Origin of the sequence: Microbulbifer flavimaris, assembly GCF_001641755.2 — a bacterium.
Classification (GTDB): domain Bacteria; phylum Pseudomonadota; class Gammaproteobacteria; order Pseudomonadales; family Cellvibrionaceae; genus Microbulbifer; species Microbulbifer flavimaris.
Window position 1 is genome coordinate 11,957 of the sequence record NZ_LRFG02000002.1, and the last position, 16,547, is coordinate 28,503.

Consider the following 16,547-nt stretch of genomic DNA (forward strand, 5'->3'; position numbering starts at 1 on the left):
ATCAGGCCGCCTCCCCCTGCGTTCGATCGCCGAGTTGTAGCGGATTGAAAATCGGCAACTTGCGCACGCTGCCACTGGACTTTTTCTCGCTGGTGGATTCTTGCAACTCGCCCTGAATTCGCAGGGCCAGCGCAAACAGGGCGCAGCAAATCACCAGGCTACTGCCCCCGGAACTGACGAACGGCAGCGTCAGTCCCTTTGTCGGCAGCAGGCCCGAGGCCACGCCCATGTTGACGAAGGCCTGACCGGCCAGCAGCACTGCAATCCCGAAGGCCAGCAGTGCGGCGAAGAACTGCTGTTTCGCCAGCGCCTGGCGCACCAGCCGCAAAAGCGACCAGGTCAGGGCCGCAAACAGTCCGATCACCAGCAAGCCACCGACCATGCCCCACTCCTCAGAGAGGATGGCGAAGATAAAGTCCGTGTGGGCCTCCGGCAGGTAAAAGAGTTTCTGCACGCTATTACCCAGTCCAACACCGAACCATTCACCACGGCCAAACGCGATCAGCGACTGGGTCAACTGGTAGCCACTGGCGAACTGATCCCGCCAGGGATCCAGGAAAGTCGTCAGTCGCTGCAACCGGTATGGGCTCATCAGCGCCATCATCGCCAGGGCGCTGGCCGCCAGCCCCACCAGGGTGAAGGTGTGCGGCAGGCGGGCGCCAGCCAGGAATACCATTGCCAACACCGTCCCGGAAATCACCACCACCGAACCGAAGTCGGGCTGCAGTAGCAACAGCAGAGCCACCAGGCCGAGTATCACTACGGGCACCATAAAGCTGCTCCAGTGACGCAACTGCTGGTTTCGACGGGTCAAAAAGCTGCCGAAGAAAACCAGCAGGCAGAACTTCGCCACCTCTGCCGGCTGCACCGTAATGGGGCCGAAAGACAGCCAGCGGCGACTGCCGTTTACCTCGCGCCCAATCCCCGGCACCAACACGATCAGCAGCAGCAGGCCAGCAAAAAGCAGCAACGGCCAGGAAAGGCGCGACCATGCGGCGAGCGGTACCTGGCTGACCACACCAGCAATCACGGCACCAATACCGAGAAACATCAGGTGGCGCTTCAGGAAAAACCAGGGATCGCCGTAGGTATCGCTGGCAAAGGCAATCGAAGCGGAGGCCACCATCACGACACCGATACTGGCCAGGGCGAGCACACTGAAGGGCAACACCCACTCCGCTTTCATGCCACTGCCACCGTCAGCAGCCAGCTGCTGCAGTTTTTCTTTTGTGCGACTCACAACGCACCTCCCGCCGGCACACTGGCGCCGAGCGCGGTCACCGCGCGACGGAAGTCTTCGCCGCGGGCCTCAAAATTCCGGTACATGTCAAAACTGGCGCAGGCCGGTGACAACAGCACGTAATCACCCGGCTCAGCCAGTGTCATCGCGGATGCGACAGCTTCTTCCATACTGCCGGCAGTTTTCACCGGGCAGGCCCCGGTCAGTGCGGCGGCAATTTTCGGCCCGTCGACACCGATCGTAACCAGCCCACGCAGATTGCCCGCCACTTCACCCAGAGGCGTGAAATCCGCACCCTTGCCCTCACCGCCGGCAATCAAAACGATCTTCTGACTGGACGAACCGAGTCCCTCCAAGGCTGCGCGAGTAGCGCCGACGTTGGTGCCCTTGGAATCGTTGACGAAGATCACTTCGCCGATATCGCCGATCCGCTCACAACGGTGAGTGAGGCCGGGGAACTCCCGCAGCACGGTCAGCATGGTGTCCATCGGCAGGCCGACAGCGTGACCTAGGGCCAGTGCCGCCAGCGCGTTGGCCGCATTGTGTCGACCGACCATGGCCATCTCAGCAACCGGCATGAGCTTTTCCACACCGCGGACCAGCCATTCCTCGCCATCGACCTGGCGCAAACCAAACTGGCCCAGGTCCGGGTTATTCAGACCGAAGCTCCACTCCTTCACTCCCTGGGCCAGGGGTGCGCGGGTTAGCGGGTCGTCACGATTGACCACCAATTGCTGTGCATGGCGGTATATACGCTGCTTCGCGGCATGGTAGGCGGCCATGTCCGGGTAGCGATCCATATGGTCTTCACTGAGGTTCAGAATGGTCGCCGCAGTCAGCTCCAGTGAGTGAGTGGTTTCCAGCTGGAAGCTCGAGAGCTCCAGTACAAACAGCTCGGGTAAAGCCTGTTCCAGCAGATCCAGCACGGGGACACCGATATTGCCACCGACAGCCACTCGCACACCGGCTCGCTGCGCCATTTGCCCCAGCAGGGTGGTCACAGTGCTCTTGCCATTGGAGCCCGTGATAGCGGCAATCTTCGGCGGCTGCTCGAGGCGATTCATTTCCCGCGCGAACAGTTCTATATCCCCGACCACGGGAATGCCCTCGGCGAGGGCACGCTGCAGGGCCGGCTCCGCCAGCGCGACACCGGGACTGGTGATGATCTCGCTCGCCGCGAGCAGCGTCTCTGCATCCAGCGGCCCGAGCTGCACCGGCACATCGGGAAACTGTTCGCGGAAACTTTCCAGCCCCGGGGGCTGCGGGCGGCTATCGAGCACAACGGGGACTAAACCGGCGCGCAGCAGGTAACGCACCACCGATACACCGGTGGCGCCTAACCCGATTACCACTTTTTGCTGCGAAGTTGCGATCAATGTCATCCGTTGTCTTTCCAGTGCGCTTTGCGCTCTTATGCTCTTGTCGTGCTCTCTTCGTGCTCTACTGTCGATCTACTGTGAAATTCTTTCTACTCGTGCTTTTGCCTGTTCTTACCGCAGCTTCAGTGTTGCCATGCCCAAAAGCACCAGCACCACGGTGATAATCCAGAAGCGCACGATCACCCGCGGCTCCGGCCAGCCCTTCAGTTCGAAATGGTGATGCAGCGGCGCCATGCGGAAAATCCGCTTGCCGGTCAACTTGAATGAGGCCACCTGCATGATCACCGAAACAGTTTCCATCACGAATACGCCGCCCATGATGAACAGCACGATTTCGTGCCGGGTGATCACCGCAATGATGCCCAGTGCCGCGCCGAGGGCTAGTGCACCCACATCACCCATAAATACCTGGGCCGGATAGGTGTTGAACCAGAGAAAGCCCAGACCGGCACCCCCAAGCGCAGCACAGAAGACAGCCAGCTCACCGGCACCGGGAATCGATGGAATATGCAGGTATTCCGCGAACTCCACGTGGCCGACCAGGTAAGCGATAACGCCCAGCGCTCCACCCACCATCACGGTTGGCATGATGGCCAGACCGTCCAGGCCATCGGTCAGGTTAACCGCATTGCTGGAACCCACCACTACGAAATAGGTCAGCACAATAAAGAAGACCGGGCCCAGATCGATGGCGATATCCTTGAAAAACGGCACGAAGAACTGGGTTTCCGCAGGGCTGACAGCAGCCATATACAGGTAGATAGCCGCACCCAGCCCGGCGATGGACTGCCAGAAATATTTCCAGCGCGCGATCAGGCCGCGCGGGTTTTTCTCCACCACCTTCTTGTAATCGTCGACGAAGCCCACCGCACCGAAGACAAAGGTCACCAGCAGGGTGACCCATACATAGCGGTTGCTGAGATCGGACCACAGCAGGGCAGCGGAGAAGATGGCAGCCAAGATCAGGGTGCCGCCCATGGTGGGCGTACCGGACTTGCTCAGGTGCGTCTGCGGGCCATCATCGCGCACCGCCTGGCCCACCTGCAGCTGGTTCAGCCAGGTAATCATGCGCGGACCGACCAGCAGGGAAATGCCGAGCGCAGTGAGCGCACCCAGAATCGCCCGCACGGTCAGGTAGTTGAACACCGAAAAGGCGCTCACGTGTTGTTGCAGTAATTCTGCCAGCCAGAGCAGCATCAGTTTTCCTCTTGCGCGTCCGCGCCTTCCGTCAGTGCCTGCACTACCCGCTCCATGCGGGCACTGCGGGAACCTTTCACCAGCACCGTGGTGTTTTCATCCAATTCGCGTTTTAGCGCCTCCACCAGCGCCCGATGTTCGCGAAAGTTATGACGCGGCTTGCCGGTTCCCTCGGCGAAAGCCACGCTGGCCGCCATACCCAACGGCCCCAGGGTGAAGAGTGCATCCAGGCCACGATCCCGGGCCAACTCTCCCATCTCGCGGTGCATCCGCTCCGCGTCTGCCCCCAGCTCTGCCATATCGCCGAGGACGAGAATTTTTTTGCCCTGCCGTTGCGCCAGCAGTTCGATCGCTGCCGCCACGGAGCCGGGGTTCGCGTTGTAGCTGTCGTCGATCACGGTCTCGCCACCGAGACCGGTATGCACCTGCAGGCGGCCGCCAACGGATCCCGCCATGGCCAAGCCACTGGCGATTTCCAATGCCGGAATCCCGGCAGCCAGCGCGCAGCCGGCAGCCACCAGGGCGTTGTGTACATTGTGCTCACCGAGCAATTGCAGCTGTACCGGGTGAGCCACCTCGTCGATGACCAGGTCGAACCCGGGGCAACCGCGTTCGTCCAACACGATATTGTCAGCGTGCACCGCACAATCGTGACCGAGCCCTACTGCCAGCGTGTTTACTTCCTCGGGCATCTGGCTCAGCCAGTAGCGGGTGTAATCCTCGTCCGCATTGATGACCGCGGTGCTGCCGCCGGCCAGGCTGGTGTAGATCTGGCCTTTTGCCGCGGCGATTCCATCCACTGAGCCGAAGCCTTCCACGTGCGCCGGCATTACGTTGTTGACCGCTGTGATCTGCGGCTTGCCAATACCGCACAGGTAACCGATATCGTCGGGACCGTTTGCGCCCATTTCCAGAATCAGCACCTCGTGCTCCGGCGTGAGCCCGAACAGTGTCATCGGCAGGCCGAACTGGTTGTTCAGGTTACCCTGCGTCACACAGACCTTATGGCGCTGCGAAAAAATCGCCGACAGCATCTCTTTCACGGTGGTCTTGCCGCAGGATCCGGTAATGGCGATCACCGGCCCTTCAAACTGCTCACGACACAGCAGGCCGATCTGGCCCAGGGCTACAGTCGTGTCCTCGACCCGCCACTGGGGCAGGGACACGCCGGGAATCTCGCGCTCTACCACCAGCCCCAGGACCTTGCCTTCCAGTTCCGCGGCAAAATCGTGCGCATCGAAGTTCTCACCCACCAGCGCCACGAACAACGCGCGCTCGTCCAGCTTGCGGGTGTCGGTGCAGACGCGATCAAACGTCACCGAGCCGTTAATGAGCTCGCCACCAAAACGGCGCTGCAACTGTTCAAGGGTCAGCGGGGCGATCATCAGCGCATCCCCTCGTCATCGGCAGAGGCATGCCGTTTGGCCAGGGCCGCAGCCGCCTGCTCCCGATCACAGAAATGGAAGCGCTCACCACCGATGATCTGGTAGTCCTCATGCCCCTTGCCGGCGATCAACACAATGTCGCCGGGCTTCGCGGCGGTCACCGCGCGTTCGATAGCCTTGCCGCGGTCGATCTCCACTTCGATATTGCTGGCAGCGCCCTCGAGGATATCGTCAATGATTTTCTGCGGATCTTCGCTGCGCGGGTTGTCGCTGGTGGCAATGGCGTGATCCGCCATCTCGGAAGCGATCCGCCCCATGGGCGCGCGCTTGCCGGTATCGCGATCGCCGCCACATCCGAAAATGCACCACAGGCGCCCGCGGCAATAGGGGCGTGCCGCCGCCAGCGCGGCGCGCAGGGCATCCGGCGTGTGGGCGTAGTCCACCAGAACACTGACTTCTTCCTCCATCCCCTCCACTCGAACCCGCTCCATGCGGCCCGGTACGGCACGGATTTTCGGGAAAGCGGCGAGGATGTCTTCGAGCGGCATACCCGAGGCAGCCACAGCCGCCACCACCGCCAGCGCGTTGTGAATATTGAAGTCGCCGATCAGGGGCGCCTCCAGCCTTCCCGAGCCCCAGGGGGTGGTGAGCTGAACAGAAAATCCGGTTTCATGGCGCTGCAGGTCAGTGGCGTGCAGATCGCCCGCCTGCAGGCCGTAAGTAATCACTTTCAGGTTGCGCACTTTGCAGCGCTCGGCCAGCTGGGCACCGAAGGGGTCATCGAGGTTGATAACACCGCGCTTCAGCTTGGGCAGACCAAACAGTTTTTCCTTGGCGGCACCATAAGCCGCCATGCTGCCGTGGTAATCCAGGTGATCCCGTGACAGGTTGGTGAAAATCGCCGTGTCAAAAATCAGGCCGTGGACGCGCCCCTGCGCCAGGGCGTGGGAGGACACCTCCATCGCTGCAGCCTTGACACCGCGGCCGCGGAAGTCGGCGTATTCCGCCTGCAGGCGCACCGGGTCCGGCGTCGTCAGGCCTGTATCTTCGAGCGAAATATGCCCTTCTTTCCAGACACCGTTGCCGATGGTGCCCATCACGCCGGCGCTGCCGAAGTGATACGCCAGCAGCTGGGCTGTCAGGTAGGCGCAGGTGGACTTGCCGTTGGTTCCGGTCACACCCACCAGGTACATTTCCTCGGTGGGGTTGCCGTAGAAGCGCGCAGCGATCTCGCCCACACGCTTGGCCAGGCCCGGTACGGTCACAACCTGCACGCCATCGCGGGTGATGGTGTCCAATTGGTCGCCATCCGCGAGCACCGCCGCAGCGCCGGCATCAATCGCATTACCGATAAACTCTCGGCCATCGACGACGCTGCCGCGCAGGGCCATAAACAGGTCGCCCGCGCGCACCTCGCGGCTGTCCAGAGCCACCCCGGATACCGGCACGTCTGGAATACCGGCATAGCCGGGCACCAGTTGCTGCAGGGAAACTTTGCTCTGATTCACGATTTTTTACCTCTTTCGCCCAGCTGTACGGCCAGCTGCTCGTCCGCCGGGGGAACCTCTTCCGGCGGTACCTGAAGCAGGCGCATGGCACCTTCCATCACGGCACCGAAAACCGGTGCAGCCACTTCACCGCCGTAGTACTTGGCCTGACTCGGATCGTCGATGACCACCACCGCCGCGAGACGGGGATTGTCCGCCGGAATGAAACCGGCGAACACCGAGCGATAGCGATTCTCCACATACCCCTGGCTACCCACTATATGCACCGTGCCGGTCTTGCCAGCCACCCGGTATCCGTCCACACCTGCGCGGCGGCCGGTGCCTTCCTCGCCAATGACCGTCTCAAGCATCGAGGTCACCTGCTGGGCCAGCGCGTTTTCAACCACTCGCTCACCCTCGGCGGGGGCTTTTTTACCTTCCGCCAGAACCAGTGAAACCGGGCGCTTGAGCCCGGCATTGGCGATGACGCTGTAGGCCTGTGCCAGCTGCACGGCGTTTACTGTTAAACCGTAGCCGAAGGCGAAGTTGGCCCGCTCGATTGGATGCCATCGACTTCGACTGGGCAGGATGCCCGCGGCCTCTCCCGGGAAGCCGCTGCCCACCGCCTCCCCGAGACCCAGTCGGTAAAAGAGTTCACGCAGGGTGTTTGGTTCCAGGTCCATGGCAATTTTTGTGATCCCGACCTGGCTCGACTTCGTGATCACCCGGGTCAGGTCGATGCGACCGTAATTCACCGGATCCACCAGGGTCTTGCCCGGCAGGCGGATATAGCCGGGACTGGTATTGATCGCCGTGTGCGGCTCGTAGCGCCCGCTCTCCAGAGCGGCCAGCGCCGTCAGCGGCTTCACCGTGGAGCCCGGTTCAAACTGATCGATCAGGGCGCGGTTGCGCATGGCCGCTGCGGTCACACCCTTGCGGTTGTTGGGGTTGAATGACGGCTGATTGGCCATGGCCAGCACGTCGCCGCTGCGAGTGTCCAGGATCACCATAAAGCCGGAGGCGGCACCGTTTTCGTTGACGGCGCGCTTGAGCTCACGGTACGCCAGGTATTGCAGGCGCATATCGATGGACAGCCGCAGGTCGCGGCCCGGGCGCGCCTCACGTTTGGTGGCCAGATCCTGCACGGTGCGGCCCTTGAGATCCTTCAGCACCTGCTGCTGACCGGGCTGACCCGACAGCCAGTTGTCGTAGGCGAGTTCGAGCCCTTCCTGGCCACGATCGTCGATATTGGTAAAACCGAGCAGCTGTGCCACCACCTCACCGGCGGGGTAGAAGCGGCGGTACTCTTTCTTGCTGTATACACCCGGAATATCCAGCGATAGCGCACGGCCGGCCTGCTCCGGAGACAGATGCCGGCGCAGGTACATGAATTCCTTGCTGCCATATTTTTGCAGCCGCTTGGCGAGCGTGGCGGGCTTTATTTCCAGCGCTCTGGCGAGACGACGCAGATCGTCCGCTGACGCTTCGCGGAGATGCTGAGGGTTGGCCCACAGGGTTTGCACCGGTGTACTCACCGCGAGCAACTCACCATTGCGGTCGACAATGGTGCCGCGATAGGCGGCGATTTCTTCGGTGCGAATGGTCCGTGCACGGCCCTGGTCCTGCAGGAAGCGATAGCCACGCTCCTCTGCGGGCAATACCTGCAGGCGCGCCAGATGAAACACCAGGGCCGCGGCCAGCAGGCACAGCAATACTGCCACCAGCGCAAAGCGCCAGCGGGCAATACCCGGCTGTACCTGTTGTTTCTTAACCGCACCCATGACAGTCCCCAAAGACCCTTTCTAAATTATTGTTGCGGTACCAGGACTCGCTCGTCCGAATCCGGCATGTGCATATTCAATTTTTCCTGCGCCACCTGCTCAATGCGCCCGTAGGCTGACCAGGCACCTTTTTCCAGTAGCAGACGCTCCTGCTCAAAGCGCAGCTCATCGCGCGCTTTCTGGGCTTGCACCAGCTCGGCCGTCAGCACTCGACTGCGATGGGTGGTGTGCACTACCGCCAGCGCCGAGGCAATCACCGCCAGCCACAATCCAACCAGCAGCAGGCCCCTGTTTACCTTCACCCTGCCCCCTCAGTTCCGAGCTTCTCCGCTACCCGCATCACTGCACTGCGAGAGCGCAGATTTTCCCCAAGCTCCTCGGCTTCGGCCTTGACCGCCTTGCCGACCGCTCGCAGGGTCTTGACGATCTGGCTATCCATGACCGGCAACCCCCGCGGCAGAGTAGGGCCGCGTTCCTTGTCGCGGATAAACCGCTTTACCATCCGGTCTTCCAGCGAGTGGAAACTGATGACCACGAGCCGCCCATTGGGTGCAAGCAGTTCAATCGACTTCTCCAGCGCCTGGCGCAGGTCCTCCAGCTCGCCATTCACGTGGATGCGAATGGCCTGGAAAACCCGTGTCGCCGGGTGCTTACCCTTCTCCCAGGCGGGGTTGGCCTCCTTGACCACCTCTGCCAGGTCCAGGGTGCGCTCAAACGGACGTTCGGCACGCCGGCGTACGATGGCGCCAGCCATACGGCGAGCGAACCGCTCCTCACCGTATTCCTTGAACACCCGCGCCAGCTCCGCTTCGGACTCGGTATTGACCCACTCCGCCGCGCTGATACCGCTGGTGGTATCCATGCGCATGTCCAGCGGCCCGTCTTGCATAAAACTGAAGCCGCGCTCCGCCTGGTCCAGCTGCGGTGATGAGACACCGAGATCCAGCAGTACGCCGGTCACCCGCCCCACCTCGGTTGCCGCAGCCCTGTCCATATCGGCAAAAGAGCCGTGCCAGATGGAAAGCCGTGGGTCACCGGCAAAACGTTCTTTCGCGTATGTGACTGCGTCCGGGTCTTTGTCAATCGCCAGCACGCGACCGTTTTCGTTCAAGCGCTCCAGGATTGCGGCACTGTGGCCACCGCGACCGAAAGTGCCATCGATATAAAGGCCGCCCGGATCTGTGACCAGGGCGTCCACGGCCTCGCGCAACAACACACTGCGATGCAACTCTTGCGACACCCGGGTCATCTCCTCTGTTATTACAGCGACAGCGAAGCCATTTCCTCCGGCATTTCGCCCTCACCCTCACTGCTGTCGAGCCAATCCATCCAGCGCTCTTCGCTCCACAGCTCCAGTTTCTTGCCCTGCCCCACCAGCATCAGCTTCTTTTCCAGCCCGGCGTACTCACGCAGGGTGGGCGGGATTAACACACGGCCGTTAGCGTCCACCTGTAACTCACAGGCGTAACCGATCAACAGCCGCTGGGCACGGCGGGCCACTTTATTAAAGCTAGACAGTGCTTCAATCTTTGGGAGAATTTCCTGCCACTGCGGCTCTGGATAAACCAGCAGGCAGCGCTCTTCGGTGTGGGCAGTCACCACCAGATTACCGGCGCACTCTTCCAGCAGCGTGTCGCGAACGCGCGCTGGAATCGCCAGACGCCCTTTGGCGTCCATATTGATTGCGTGGCTGCCGAGATACACGAGTGTGTCCGATTGATGCCCGAGTTTTGCCCCCTTAAAACCGCTTGGGCGCGCTGTTATTAGCGGAAAAATATTGTGTGTTTTTCATCCAACTGATGGTGAATACCCACTCACCCAACCAGATGAACCACCAAAACCCACAAAACTCCACTTTTCTCCACCTCGAACACTATAAATCTGGATGGTGCAAAGTCAAGGAAATAGGTGCGATGAAAACGCAGAAAGCCCAGTAATTTCGCGGCCTGCGAGGTTAATGAGGCTCAAGGAGGGAAATTTTGCCGCCAAACTTTTGCGCCTGAAGCGAGTACTCACTTTTCACTCCTCAGAGACTACTTTAAGTTTCGCGCGGAGGTTATTGAATCAGCGACAGTGAGCGAGCACTCACAACAAATCGTGCGTTTTTTGTCCACAAAAAATGATCCGATGGAATCTCCGGGCTTGTATCGCTACCCTGCATCGCTGGCCCTTTCTGGCGCATAATCACAGCGAGAGACGCTGCCCCCGGCACTTCCTCGGCTGCCCGGAATAATAAGGATGCACTCCATGAAACATTTGCTGCTCGGCCTCACCTGGATCCTGCTGGTCGCCACCGGCGCAGCGGCCAGCGACGCGGGCAGGCTTTACCTGCCCCTCGACGATGCAATGGGAGCCGTTGACCGCACGCTGCTGAAGGCGCGAGAGAACAACAAACGGGCACTGATCATCATGGGCGCCAACTGGTGCCACGACAGCCGCGCGCTGGCTTCAAACCTGCAAGCACCGGAGCTCGCGGCACCAGTCTCAGAGGCATTCGAAATCCAGTACGTGGATGTGGGATTCCTGGAGAAGAACTTCGATATCAACCGCCGCTTCGGCCTGCCAGTGATCTTCGGCACCCCCACCGTGCTGGCGATAGACCCCGAAACACAACAACTGGTCAACCGCGACTCGCTGCACATCTGGAGCAATGCGGCCAGCTTCAGCAAGGATGAAACCCTGGAGAGACTCGCAGTGCTCGCAAACCCGACAGCCCAAGCAGCCTCTCCGCCCGCGGACACCAGTGAAGTTCTTGCGATGTTGCTTGCCCAAATCGATACATTCGAGCGACAGCAGGCCGAGCGCATCTACGGCGGCTTTGCTGTGGTGGGACCGATGCTGGCAGCGTATATGAAAGGCGAAAAGCCGGAGAACTTCGATAGCTACTGGCGACAGCTCCACACCATGCGATCGCAGCTACCGAAGGACCTGATCCGGTTGCGGGAGCAGGCAGAGTTAATAGTCGCATCCGGAAAAGAAGAGGCCCAGCTCCAAATTCCGGCTTATCCGCTATTTGATTGGGAGAAGCCCTCCGAAACCAACTAGCCCTGGCGAGGACAGTAGATCGCAGGCAAACAGGAGCATTCATACCAGGGCCCCGACTGCTCTGACAACGGCGGGCATTGAGCCCCGGCAGGCGCTTACAGGGTTAGCCGCATCGAGGCTGCGGCTGACTTTCAGCAAATTTGGTGAGCTGGCCTGTAAGCCGGGTTCTGTCGAGGACAATCATTCATCTGGGATGCCTGTCACCAGACACCTCAAGCGACCTACCCGCCCTCAGTGCGGGTCACACCTGTAGAGGGCCTATTTGGTCTTGCTCCGAACGGGGTTTACCGTGCCGCGGACTGTTACCAGCCGCGCGGTGCGCTCTTACCGCACCCTTTCACCCTTACCTGTGCTTCCGGGGAAGCCATCGGCGGTCTACTCTCTGCTGCACTTTCCGTAGGCTCGCGCCCCCCAGGCGTTACCTGGCGTTCCACCCTATGGAGCCCGGACTTTCCTCCGCTCCCCAGAAGAGAAACAGCGATTGTCCGGCCAGCTCGCGCGCAAGCCTAATGAGGGGTGTGCCCGTGCGCAAGGATTATTTGAGACTGGTGCTCAGCCCAATCAGGGTTTCTGCTCCAGCGCCCAGTTGTAGAGCGCCTTCTTCTTTACCCCAGTGATCTCGGCAGCCAGGGCGGCGGCGCGCTTGGGCGGCAGCTCCGCCATGAGCAACTTCATGACTCTCTGAGCCTCCGCGTCCACCTCCCCTGTCTGGCTGACATCAGCACCTCGGACCATCAGCACAATCTCCCCGCGCTGCTGGTTACTATCCGCCCGTACCCAGGCTGCCAGTTCCCGGAGCGGGGCCATATGGAAGGTCTCGAATGCCTTGGTCAGCTCGCGGGCGATCACCGCCTCCCTGTCACCGCCAAAGGCCTTAGCCATGGCATCGAGGGTATCCGCCACCCGGTGAGGCGCCTCGTAGAACACCAGGGTCCTCGGGTCGGCGGACAGCGCCTGCAGGGCATTGGCGCGCGTACCCGACTTCGACGGCAGGAAGCCCTCGAAGCTGAAGCGATCGCTGGGCAGGCCGGCGGCACTGAGAGCGGCCACAAACGCACAGGCACCGGGGACAGGCACCACCCTGATACCGCGGCTGCGGGCCTCCCGCACCAGCCGGTAGCCGGGATCGGAGATCAGTGGAGTGCCCGCATCGGAGATCAGGGCAATGGTCTGCCCCGCCTCCAGCTGGGCCAACAGCTCGCCGGTGCGCTTGTCGTCCGAGTGGTCATGGTAGGCAACCAGCGGCGTGGTGATGCTGAAATGGGAAAAAAGTCTCTGACTGTGACGTGTGTCTTCCGCCGCCACCAGATCGGCGGATTGTAGAACTTCGATAGCTCGCGGTACCATATCCGCCAAATTACCAATCGGTGTTGCGACTACGTAAAGCACCTGATCCGGCCCCATTGTTCACTCCGATTTAAAGAATTGCTGGAGAAGCATATGTCCGTCCAGTCCCGGCGCACGCCCCAGATGTTCGCCAGAGTTGCCGCCGGCGCACTGGCCCTGGCCCTGGCCGCCTGCCAGACACCGGCGCCGAAGCCGGGGGCCCAGCCCCAGATGCCGGTCACCGGCCCTGCGGCCAGCCGCGCCAGCGCCCAGCAGCTATTGCAGAGCGCCAGAACCCTGCCCTCTCCGCAGCGCGACCAGCAGACCCTGCAGGCGGCGGCCATTCTATACGACTTGGGAGAGGCTGAGGGTGCCCGTGACGCGGTCACGCAGATCGACCCGCAGCAGCTGAACGATGCGCAGTTTGCCCGCTACGCCCATGTCTACGGCAACCTGCTGGCCTCGGAGGATGAGTTCTTCCGCGCCCTGGACCTGGCAGCATCGCCGCGCCTGGATGGCACCTGGCTGCAACTGCCGCGGGAGACCTCCCTGCCCCTGCGGGATCTGCGCGCCGATCTCTGGGGCTTGCTGGGGGATCTGGACAGCGCCATCGCCGAGCGCCAGCAAATTGCCATGATGGCCCAGAACGCGGAAATGGTTGCCGAGAACAACAACGGCTTCTGGCAACTGCTGACCCAGCTGCCCTCCAGCGAACTGCAGCTGCGCGCGGATGAGTCCAACGACCCAATGATGCGCGGCTGGTACGAGCTGGCTCTACTGGGCCGCGATACCCAGACCGATATCAGTTCCCAGCTGACGGCCCTGAGCCGCTGGCGCCAGCAGTGGCCCCGGCATACGGCAGCCAGCAACCCGCCCCAGGCACTGCGCCTGCTGGAACAACTGGCGGCAGAGCGGGCGGACCAGATCGCACTGCTTCTGCCGTTATCCGGCCCGCTGGGCAGTGCCGGCCGCGCCATCCGCGACGGCTTTATGGCGGCTTATTACAGCGCTCTCGAAGCCGGCGCCCCGACGCCCAAGGTGCAGGTGTACGATACCGGCGCCAACAAGCCCTTCGAGGAGATCTACCAGGAGGCCGTCAACGGCGGTGCCCAGGCCATTGTCGGGCCACTGGACAAGCAGAAGGTCGCCAACCTGGTGGCCACGGAAAAGCTGCCAGTGCCCACCCTGGCCCTCAACTACGCCGATGAAGGTCGCCTGACCGGCGACCTGGTCCAGTTTGGACTCGCGATCGAGGACGAGGCGCGCCAGGTGGCCCGCCAGACCTACCGGCAAGGCCATCGACAGGCCATGATCCTCGCCGCGGACTCCGGCTGGGGCCAGCGTGGCGCCGATGCCTTCACCGAGGAATTCCAGCGACTGGGCGGCTCGGTCAGTGTGCGCCGCACTTTCCACGATCGCAGTGACTTCTCCAAGCTGGTCAGCGACACCCTGCTGATCCCGGAGAGCAAGTCCCGTGAAGCAGCCTTGCGTCGCCAGCTGGCGGCACCGCTGGAGTTCACCCCCCGCCGCCGCGGTGACGTGGACATGCTGCTGGTTCTCGCCCAGCCGCAGCAGGCGCGCCAGATCAACCCGATGCTGGCCTTCTTCTACGCCAGCGACCTGCCGGTGTTCGCCACCTCCCAGGTCTTCGCCGGCACGATCAATCGTGAGCGGGACCGGGATATCAACGGTGTGCGCTTCACTGCAATGCCATGGCTGTTCGAGAACGACAACCAGACCAAGCAGGTGATCGAATCACAGGCAGCGCCGGCACCGGCCTTTGCTCGCCTGTACGCACTGGGGGCGGACGCCTTCCGGCTCTTCCCGCGCCTGCCCATGCTGCGCCAGTTCCCGCAACAGCGGGTGCACGGCCTGACCGGCGCTCTGAGCCTGACAACAGATGGCCGCATAGTCCGCGAGCAGGTGTGGGCGCGAATCGACCAGGGGGCACCGGTACCCATCACCACCACAGTGGAGCCGCTGCCCCGGCCGCAGGAAAATATGGAAAGCATCGAGCTGTCGAGCAGCGGTGAAAATCTTTAGAGGCAGGGATACCAGCGCAGGGCCGACGGCGGACCCGGCCCCGGTCGGCGCCAGGATGGAGGAGACCGCCGCACGGCACCTGGCCGCGGCGGGCCTCGAGATCGTTGAACAAAATTTCCGCACCCGCAGTGGTGAAATTGACCTGATCGCCCGCGACGGCGCCATGCTGGTTTTCGTCGAGGTCCGCTTCCGGCGATCCCGCGCTTACGGCGGCGCCGCCGCCAGTGTGGATCGACGCAAACAACAGAAACTGCTGGCGGCAGCGGCAAGCTACCTTCAGCAAAAACGGCTGGACTGCCCGTGCCGCTTTGATGTCATCGCCATTGAGGGCAGGGACGGCGAGCAGTCCGTTGACTGGATAAAAAGCGCCTTCGAGGCGTAGTGAGCTGTAACCGGGCCGCTGGCGGACCCGACTGACACCAGAGGCGGGTTTGCTACCGCCCAGATAAGGCAGGGAATGGAACAGAGAGTCGTCACCCTTTTTCATCGCAGTCTCGAGGCAACCATGAATGCCGGCGAGGTGCTGGCCCCTCTGATCGCCGAAGCCAGCGACATGATCGTGCACACACTGCTGGGGGAAAACAAACTGTTGCTCTGCGGCAATGGCGTCAGCGGCGCGCTGACCCAGAGTTTTGCCGCACAGATGCAGGGCGGCTTCCAGCGGGAGCGCCCGGCACTCCCTGCGATTGCACTGAGCAGTGACGCGGTCTCGCTTGGCACTGTGGTGCGCAATCATGGCCGCGCCGAGTCTTTCGCCCGGCCGGTGCGGGCACTGGGCCAGCCCGGCGACCTGCTGGTGATCATCTCCAACGATGGCCGCGACTCCAACCTGGTGCAGGCCATGCGCGCCGCCCGTGACCGCGACATGGGCATCCTGGCGCTGACTGGCGGCGACGGGGGCGACTGCGCTGCACTGCTGGATATGGACGATATTGAACTGCGCGTACCTTCTGAAGTCGCAGCTGAGGTACACCAGGTACACCTGTTAACTATTTTCTGTCTGTGCGATCTCATCGACAGCAGTTTGTTCGGTGGCTACGAGGACTGATTAATGAAACCACTGTTTAATAATGGAAAGAAATCCCTGCTCACGACCGTGTTGGCTTCCCTGTTACTGAGCGGTTGCGCCACCGTGATGGAGGCAACCAGCGATGGTCCCATCCAGGAAGATCCGGGCGAACGTTCCCTGGGAACCTATCTCGACGACGAGAAAATAGAGACGGTCACCACAGTCAATATCAACAAGTCACACCCGGACCTGAAAGCGTCCAACATCAATGTGAACGTTTTCAACGGAGTCGTGTTGCTGACAGGCCAGGTGCCGAATAATGAACTGCGTCTGCTGGCGGGCCGTACGGCACAGCAGGTGAAAAACGTGCGCCAGGTCTACAACGAAATTCAGGTTCGGGGCAAAGTCTCGCTGCTGGCCAGCAGCAGCGATGCCTGGCTGACCACCAAGGTTCGCAGCACCCTGCTCGCGGATAAAGAGATCGACAGCGGCCGGATCAACGTGATCACCGAAAATGGTGTCGTCTACCTGATGGGCCTGCTGACCCGTGCGGAGGCTGAGCAGGCTGCCGATGCCACCCGCAGCGTCGGCGGCGTGCAGAAAGTGGTCAAAGCGGTGGAATACATCGACTGACAGCGGCGCTGTGTGCTGCATT

Annotated in this window: 15 protein-coding genes and 1 other RNA gene; 5 read left to right on the forward strand and 11 right to left on the reverse strand. The window is 61.8% G+C overall.

From position 1 onward, the window contains the following. Nucleotide 1 precedes the first annotated feature (1 nt). The 9 genes from ftsW to mraZ form a co-directional block, all read right to left on the reverse strand. On the reverse strand, nucleotides 2-1,240 hold the full coding sequence (ftsW, locus tag AWR36_RS04875) for a putative lipid II flippase FtsW (RefSeq protein WP_231745253.1): 1,239 nt from the start codon (nucleotides 1,238-1,240) through the stop codon (nucleotides 2-4). After that, nucleotides 1,237-2,622, reverse strand: a complete 1,386-nt coding sequence (gene murD, locus AWR36_RS04880; RefSeq protein WP_067081964.1) for a UDP-N-acetylmuramoyl-L-alanine--D-glutamate ligase — start codon at nucleotides 2,620-2,622, stop codon at nucleotides 1,237-1,239. Before murD ends, ftsW begins: the two co-directional genes overlap by 4 nt. A gap of 108 nt (nucleotides 2,623-2,730) precedes the next feature. Beyond that, nucleotides 2,731-3,816 (reverse strand): phospho-N-acetylmuramoyl-pentapeptide-transferase, encoded by a 1,086-nt coding sequence (gene mraY / locus AWR36_RS04885; RefSeq protein WP_067081968.1) that lies wholly within the window; start codon nucleotides 3,814-3,816, stop codon nucleotides 2,731-2,733. Next, on the reverse strand, nucleotides 3,816-5,201 hold the full coding sequence (locus AWR36_RS04890; RefSeq protein ID WP_067081971.1) for a UDP-N-acetylmuramoyl-tripeptide--D-alanyl-D-alanine ligase: 1,386 nt from the start codon (nucleotides 5,199-5,201) through the stop codon (nucleotides 3,816-3,818). Before AWR36_RS04890 ends, mraY begins: the two co-directional genes overlap by 1 nt. Next, entirely contained in the window at nucleotides 5,201-6,709 is a 1,509-nt protein-coding gene (locus AWR36_RS04895) for a UDP-N-acetylmuramoyl-L-alanyl-D-glutamate--2,6-diaminopimelate ligase (RefSeq protein ID WP_231745254.1), read from the reverse strand. The genes AWR36_RS04890 and AWR36_RS04895 overlap by 1 nt, the downstream gene beginning before the upstream one ends. Then, complete coding sequence (locus AWR36_RS04900; RefSeq protein ID WP_067081976.1) at nucleotides 6,706-8,469, reverse strand: peptidoglycan D,D-transpeptidase FtsI family protein; 1,764 nt, start codon at nucleotides 8,467-8,469, stop codon at nucleotides 6,706-6,708. The genes AWR36_RS04895 and AWR36_RS04900 overlap by 4 nt, the downstream gene beginning before the upstream one ends. 26 nt (nucleotides 8,470-8,495) lie before the next feature. Further along, a complete protein-coding gene (gene ftsL / locus AWR36_RS04905) occupies nucleotides 8,496-8,771 on the reverse strand; it encodes a cell division protein FtsL (protein WP_067081978.1) in 276 nt (91 codons plus the stop codon). Next, complete coding sequence (gene rsmH / locus AWR36_RS04910; RefSeq protein ID WP_067083906.1) at nucleotides 8,768-9,709, reverse strand: 16S rRNA (cytosine(1402)-N(4))-methyltransferase RsmH; 942 nt, start codon at nucleotides 9,707-9,709, stop codon at nucleotides 8,768-8,770. The genes ftsL and rsmH overlap by 4 nt, the downstream gene beginning before the upstream one ends. A 20-nt stretch (nucleotides 9,710-9,729) precedes the next feature. Next, complete coding sequence (mraZ, locus tag AWR36_RS04915; protein WP_067081982.1) at nucleotides 9,730-10,173, reverse strand: division/cell wall cluster transcriptional repressor MraZ; 444 nt, start codon at nucleotides 10,171-10,173, stop codon at nucleotides 9,730-9,732. Between the two features lie 543 nt (nucleotides 10,174-10,716). Here mraZ and AWR36_RS04920 point away from each other — a divergent pair. After that, on the forward strand, nucleotides 10,717-11,514 hold the full coding sequence (locus AWR36_RS04920; RefSeq protein ID WP_176491097.1) for a thioredoxin domain-containing protein: 798 nt from the start codon (nucleotides 10,717-10,719) through the stop codon (nucleotides 11,512-11,514). 140 nt (nucleotides 11,515-11,654) lie between these two features. Here the strand turns inward: AWR36_RS04920 and rnpB are convergent. Together rnpB and rsmI are read right to left on the reverse strand one after the other, a co-directional pair. Then, an RNA gene (gene rnpB / locus AWR36_RS04925) (RNase P RNA component class A) lies at nucleotides 11,655-12,011 on the reverse strand. Between the two features lie 64 nt (nucleotides 12,012-12,075). After that, entirely contained in the window at nucleotides 12,076-12,918 is an 843-nt protein-coding gene (rsmI, locus tag AWR36_RS04930) for a 16S rRNA (cytidine(1402)-2'-O)-methyltransferase (RefSeq protein WP_067081987.1), read from the reverse strand. A 36-nt stretch (nucleotides 12,919-12,954) separates the two neighbouring features. On the opposite strand from rsmI, the gene AWR36_RS04935 reads away from it, so the two are divergent. The 4 genes from AWR36_RS04935 to AWR36_RS04950 all read left to right on the forward strand — a co-directional run bounded on the left by AWR36_RS04935 (nucleotide 12,955) and on the right by AWR36_RS04950 (nucleotide 16,525). Next, complete coding sequence (locus AWR36_RS04935) at nucleotides 12,955-14,883, forward strand: penicillin-binding protein activator (RefSeq protein ID WP_067081990.1); 1,929 nt, start codon at nucleotides 12,955-12,957, stop codon at nucleotides 14,881-14,883. Then, nucleotides 14,870-15,265 (forward strand): YraN family protein, encoded by a 396-nt coding sequence (locus AWR36_RS04940; protein WP_231745255.1) that lies wholly within the window; start codon nucleotides 14,870-14,872, stop codon nucleotides 15,263-15,265. Before AWR36_RS04935 ends, AWR36_RS04940 begins: the two co-directional genes overlap by 14 nt. A gap of 75 nt (nucleotides 15,266-15,340) precedes the next feature. Continuing rightward, on the forward strand, nucleotides 15,341-15,931 hold the full coding sequence (locus tag AWR36_RS04945; protein ID WP_067081997.1) for an SIS domain-containing protein: 591 nt from the start codon (nucleotides 15,341-15,343) through the stop codon (nucleotides 15,929-15,931). Nucleotides 15,932-15,934: 3 nt separating this feature from the next. Then, nucleotides 15,935-16,525 carry a BON domain-containing protein gene (locus AWR36_RS04950; protein WP_067081999.1) on the forward strand — a complete coding sequence of 197 codons (591 nt, stop codon included), beginning with the start codon at nucleotides 15,935-15,937 and terminating at the stop codon, nucleotides 16,523-16,525. Nucleotides 16,526-16,547 lie beyond the last annotated feature (22 nt).

What these genes read in the sequence shown, in the direction of transcription:
- murD (WP_067081964.1), bottom strand. Translation starts at nt 2,622, where the DNA reads ATGACATTGATCGCAACTTCGCAGCAAAAAGTGGTAATCGGGTTAGGC.
- mraY (WP_067081968.1), bottom strand. Translation starts at nt 3,816, where the DNA reads ATGCTGCTCTGGCTGGCAGAATTACTGCAACAACACGTGAGCGCCTTT.
- AWR36_RS04890 (WP_067081971.1), bottom strand. Translation starts at nt 5,201, where the DNA reads ATGATCGCCCCGCTGACCCTTGAACAGTTGCAGCGCCGTTTTGGTGGC.
- AWR36_RS04900 (WP_067081976.1), bottom strand. Translation starts at nt 8,469, where the DNA reads ATGGGTGCGGTTAAGAAACAACAGGTACAGCCGGGTATTGCCCGCTGG.
- AWR36_RS04920 (WP_176491097.1), top strand. Translation starts at nt 10,717, where the DNA reads ATGAAACATTTGCTGCTCGGCCTCACCTGGATCCTGCTGGTCGCCACC.
- rsmI (WP_067081987.1), bottom strand. Translation starts at nt 12,918, where the DNA reads ATGGGGCCGGATCAGGTGCTTTACGTAGTCGCAACACCGATTGGTAAT.
- AWR36_RS04935 (WP_067081990.1), top strand. Translation starts at nt 12,955, where the DNA reads ATGTCCGTCCAGTCCCGGCGCACGCCCCAGATGTTCGCCAGAGTTGCC.
- AWR36_RS04945 (WP_067081997.1), top strand. Translation starts at nt 15,341, where the DNA reads ATGGAACAGAGAGTCGTCACCCTTTTTCATCGCAGTCTCGAGGCAACC.
- AWR36_RS04950 (WP_067081999.1), top strand. Translation starts at nt 15,935, where the DNA reads ATGAAACCACTGTTTAATAATGGAAAGAAATCCCTGCTCACGACCGTG.